At 67.6% G+C, this 701-nt stretch carries 2 pseudogenes; both read right to left on the bottom strand.

Annotation, left to right across the window (positions count from 1 at the left end):
* A pseudogene (locus V6U77_RS29940) lies at positions 1-229 on the bottom strand (4-hydroxy-2-oxovalerate aldolase); the annotation flags it as partial.
* Positions 226-701: pseudogene (locus tag V6U77_RS29935) on the bottom strand (acetaldehyde dehydrogenase (acetylating)); the annotation flags it as partial. The pseudogenes V6U77_RS29940 and V6U77_RS29935, both read right to left, overlap by 4 nt.

Genomic DNA, 701 nt, shown 5'->3' with positions numbered 1-701 from the left:
ACGTCATCACCTCAGCCGCCGCCGAAATCCAATCCGCGTCACTGGCCGCACCATGACCGTAGTTCACGCTCGAACCCGCAAGACCATCACCGTGCGCCACCTCGATCGCCGCCACCCCCGCCGCATCGAGCGCGGCGGCGATCGTCCGGACCTGCTCGACGGTGTACCGGTGCGCCACGGCGTGCATACCATCGCGCAACGTCACGTCCTGGATGTACAGATCAGTCACGACCGCACCCCCGCAACAGCCTCGGGACGCAACGCCACCAGCCGCTCCGCCGTGCGCAACGCCGCCGAGGTCATGATGTCCAGGTTGCCCGCGTACGCCGGCAGATAATGCCCCGCACCGGAAACCTCCAGGAACACCGACACCTGCAAACCGCTCAGGTGCCGACCCAACGACGGCACATAGGTGTCGACAACGTCGAACTGCACGTCCTGCTTCAACCGGTAGCCGGGCACGTACTCCTGGACCGACGCCACCATCTGCGCCACCGATGCGGCGATCGCCGCCCGATCGGCGTCAGCATCGGGGCAGAGGCAGTAGACGGTGTCGCGCATCAACAACGGCGGATCCGCCGGATTCAACACGATGATCGCCTTACCCCGCCCGGCGCCGCCGACGACCTCGATCGCCCGCGCCGTGGTCTCCGTGAACTCGTCGATGTTCGCCCGCGTCCCCGGACCCGCCGACCGCGACG

The organism is Micromonospora sp. CPCC 205546, assembly GCF_036902715.1.
GTDB lineage: Bacteria > Actinomycetota > Actinomycetes > Mycobacteriales > Micromonosporaceae > Micromonospora.
The sequence above is the reverse complement of the archived record's forward strand: the minus strand, read 5'-3'. Positions and strand labels throughout refer to the sequence as shown.